Here is a 3,775-nt window from a genome sequence, read left to right on the forward strand (position 1 = left end):
GGCAGGTGTTCCTCCAGATGCGCCTTGACGCCGATCGGACCCATACCGGGGCCGCCACCGCCATGCGGGATGCAGAAGGTCTTGTGCAGGTTCAGGTGGCTGACATCGCCGCCGATATCACCGGGGCGCGACAGGCCGACCATGGCGTTCATGTTGGCGCCGTCGATATAGACCTGACCGCCGTGATCATGGGTGATCTGGCAGACCTCCTGGACGGTGGTCTCGAACACGCCATGGGTCGACGGATAGGTGATCATGCAGGCGGCCAGATGGTCGGAATGCTTTTCCGCCTTGGCGCGGAAATCGGCGACATCAATGTTGCCCTTCTCATCCGCTTGCACCGGCACCACCTGATAGCCCACCATCTGGGCCGAGGCCGGGTTGGTGCCATGGGCCGAAGTGGGGATCAGGCAGACATTGCGATGCGCCTCACCCCGCGCGGCGTGATAGTTGCGGATGGTCAGCAGGCCTGCGTACTCGCCCTGCGCGCCCGAGTTGGGCTGCTGCGAGATCGCGTCATAGCCGGTGATCTGGCACAGCTTGTCGTTCAGATCGGCAATCATCTCGTGATAGCCCTGTGCCTGATCTTCGGGGCAGAACGGGTGCAGATTGCCGAACTCGGGCCAGGTGACCGGGATCATCTCGATCGTGGCGTTCAGCTTCATCGTGCACGACCCCAGCGGGATCATCGCCCGGTCCAACGCCAGGTCGCGGTCGGCGAGACGGCGCATGTACCGCGTGATCTCGGCCTCGGCCCGGTTCTTGTGGAAGATCTCGTGGGTCAGATATTCGCTTTCACGCAGCGCGTAATCCGGCAGGCGGTATTGCTTGTTCGAGCTGTCATCCGCCCGATCGATGCCGAAGGCACCCCAGACGGCCTCGATGGTCTCGGGCCGGGTCTGTTCGTCCAGGCTGATGCCGACCTTGCTGTCGCCGACCTTGCGCAGGTTGACGCCGCGGGCCACGGCGGCCTCCATCACGACATTCTGCAGATGGCCGACCTCGACCGTGATGGTGTCAAAGAACACTTCCGGTTCCACGGCAAAGCCCGCCTCTTCCAGACCGGCGGCCAGGCGCGAGGTCTTGCGGTGCACCGATTGCGCAATGGCCTTGATGCCATCAGGGCCGTGATAAACCGCATACATCGACGCAATGACGGCCAGCAGCGCCTGCGCGGTGCAGACATTCGAGTTGGCCTTCTCGCGGCGGATATGCTGTTCGCGGGTCTGCAGCGCCAGGCGATAGGCCTTGTTACCCCGGCTGTCGATGCTGACGCCGATGATCCGGCCGGGCATCGACCGCTTCAGCTTGTCGGTGGTCGCCATATAGGCCGCGTGCGGGCCGCCATAGCCCATCGGCACGCCAAAGCGCTGGGTCGAACCGATGGCGATATCTGCGCCCATCTCGCCCGGTGACTTCAGCAGCGCCAGCGACAGGATGTCCGCTGCAACGATGGCAATGGCTTTATGTTCATGCAGCGCCGCGATCTCGGCGGTGAAGTCACGCACATGTCCATGCGTGCCGGGATACTGGAAGATCGCGCCAAACACCGCGCCCGCGTCCATCGTATCCGGATCAGCCACCTGTACGTCGATGCCCAGAGGCTCGGCGCGGGTTTTGATCACCGCAATGGTCTGCGGGTGGCAGTTTTTATCGACGAAGAAAGCCGCGTTATTGGCCTTGGACCGGCCACCGCGCTTGGCCATCGCCATCGCCTCGGCAGCAGCGGTTGCTTCGTCCAGCAGGGATGCGTTGGCCACGTCCAGCCCGGTCAGATCGCTGACCATGGTCTGGAAGTTCAGCAACGCCTCAAGCCGGCCCTGGCTGATCTCGGGCTGATAAGGCGTGTACGCCGTGTACCAGGCCGGGTTTTCCAGGATATTGCGCAGGATCGGCGCAGGCGTGGTGGTGCCGTAATAGCCCTGACCAATCAGCGAGGTCAGAACCTTGTTCTTGCTCGCCACCTCTTTCATGTGGAACAGCGCATCGCGCTCGGTCATCGCCGGACCCCAGTCCAGCGCTTCCTTCTGCCGGATCGCAGGGGGGACGGTGGCGTCAATCAGCTGATCCAGCGTCGTGAAGCCGGTCACCTTGAGCATGTCGCGCATCTCGGTCGGGCTGGGCCCGATATGGCGACGGTTGGCAAAGTCATAGGCTTCGTAATCGGTGAGTTTGAAGGCCATGTGTAGCGCTCCTCAAGGAATGTCTCGCCCAGCCGCTCTGGCAGATGCCTCCGGCGGGAGTATTTGGAAAAAGATGAAGCCCGGGGCCCGGTTTCAGGGCCCCGGAATTGAAGTTACCCGATGAAGGCCTTGTAGCCGGCCTCATCCATCAGATCTTCCAGCTGCGACGCATCCGTGATCTTGATCTTGTAAATCCAGGCCTCGCCCTCGGGGTCGTCGTTCAGCGCGCCCGGATTGTCGGCCAGCGCCTCGTTGACCTCGACGATCTCGCCATCAACCGGCGCATAAAGCTCGGACGCCGCCTTGACGGATTCGATCACGCCAATCTCGCCACCCTTCTCGAACTCGTCGCCTGCTTCCTGCTGTTCCACGAACACCACGTCGCCCAGCTGTTCAGCCGCGTGTTTGGTGATGCCCAGCGTCGCGGTGTCGCCCTCGACGGTCAGCCATTCGTGCTCTTCGGAATAATAGGTTGCCATGTTGTCTCTCTCCTGACTTCAACGCTTGTAATTCTGGGTGACAAAGGGGGTGGCCACAATCTGTGCCGGTTGCGGCTTGCCCCGGATGATCAGGTTCACCGCCGTGCCCGGTTCGGCATGATCCGCCGCCACATAGCCCATCGCCACAGGTCCACCGACCGTCGGGCCAAACCCGCCCGAGGTGATCTGGCCGATTGTATTGCCCTGCGCGCACTGAATGTCCACGCCCTGACGCGCCGGTGCCCGGCCTTCCGGCTTGATGCCCACCAGCTTGCGCGCGGGACCCTCGGCCAGTTCTTTTTGAATGCGGTCGGCCCCCGGGAATCCGCCCTCTTCCTTGCGGCGTTTCTGGATCGCCCAACCCAGGCTGGCCTCGATCGGCGAGGTGCCCTGGTCGATGTCATTGCCATACAGGCACAGCCCCGCCTCCAGCCGCAGGCTGTCGCGCGCGCCCAGGCCCGCCGCCTCGCAATCCTCATGCGCCAGGAAGGCCTTGGTGATTTCTATCGCGCGGTCCTCGGGGATCGAGATCTCGTACCCGTCCTCGCCGGTATAGCCCAGACGCGAGATCCGGCATTCGGCCCCCAGGATGTCGGCAACAACAGTTTCCATGAACTTCAGATCCCGCGCCGCAGGGCAAAGCGCACCCACCACATCCTCGGCCTTCGGTCCCTGCACCGCAACAAGCGCGCGGTCAAAGATCTCGATCACCTCAACCCCGTCCAGATTGTCGCGCATATGCGGAATATCCTGATGACGCAGCGCCGCGTTCACCACCACAAAGAAGTGATCCCCCGCATTCGACACGATCAGATCATCCATGATCCCGCCATCCGAATTGGTGAAAAATCCATACCGCGCCTTGCCAGGCTTCAGTGTCGCATAGGCCTGCGGGCACAGAGCCTCAAGCTTGGCACCAACATCCTCACCCCGCAGGATCACCTGACCCATATGAGACACATCAAACACCGCCGCCTTCTCACGACACTGCGCATGCTCACCCATAATCCCCAAGGGATACTGAACAGGCATCTCCCAGCCCGCAAAATCAACCAACTTCCCACCCAACTCAACATGCAAACCATGCAAAGGCGTGCGCCTAATATCCGTCAT

Annotated in this window: 3 protein-coding genes; all 3 read right to left on the reverse strand. The window is 62.2% G+C overall.

Annotated features, from left to right (window positions below; genetic code table 11):
* On the reverse strand, positions 1-2,183 hold a 2,183-nt coding region (gcvP, locus tag AC2FHW_RS19830), incomplete at its 3' end, for an aminomethyl-transferring glycine dehydrogenase (RefSeq protein ID WP_496822500.1).
* A 113-nt stretch (positions 2,184-2,296) separates the two neighbouring features.
* The gene (gene gcvH, locus AC2FHW_RS19835; RefSeq protein WP_142640419.1) at positions 2,297-2,662 is read right to left on the reverse strand and encodes a glycine cleavage system protein GcvH; all 366 of its coding nucleotides are present in this window, start codon (positions 2,660-2,662) and stop codon (positions 2,297-2,299) included.
* An 18-nt stretch (positions 2,663-2,680) separates the two neighbouring features.
* A partial coding sequence (gene gcvT / locus AC2FHW_RS19840; RefSeq protein WP_496690629.1) for a glycine cleavage system aminomethyltransferase GcvT occupies positions 2,681-3,775 on the reverse strand: 1,095 nt, incomplete at its 5' end.

This window comes from Ruegeria sp. YTSA108 (assembly GCF_059610185.1).

Bases quoted from the DNA above. Each gene is read 5' to 3' on its own strand.
- gcvH (WP_142640419.1), bottom strand. From the start codon at position 2,662: ATGGCAACCTATTATTCCGAAGAGCACGAATGGCTGACCGTCGAGGGC.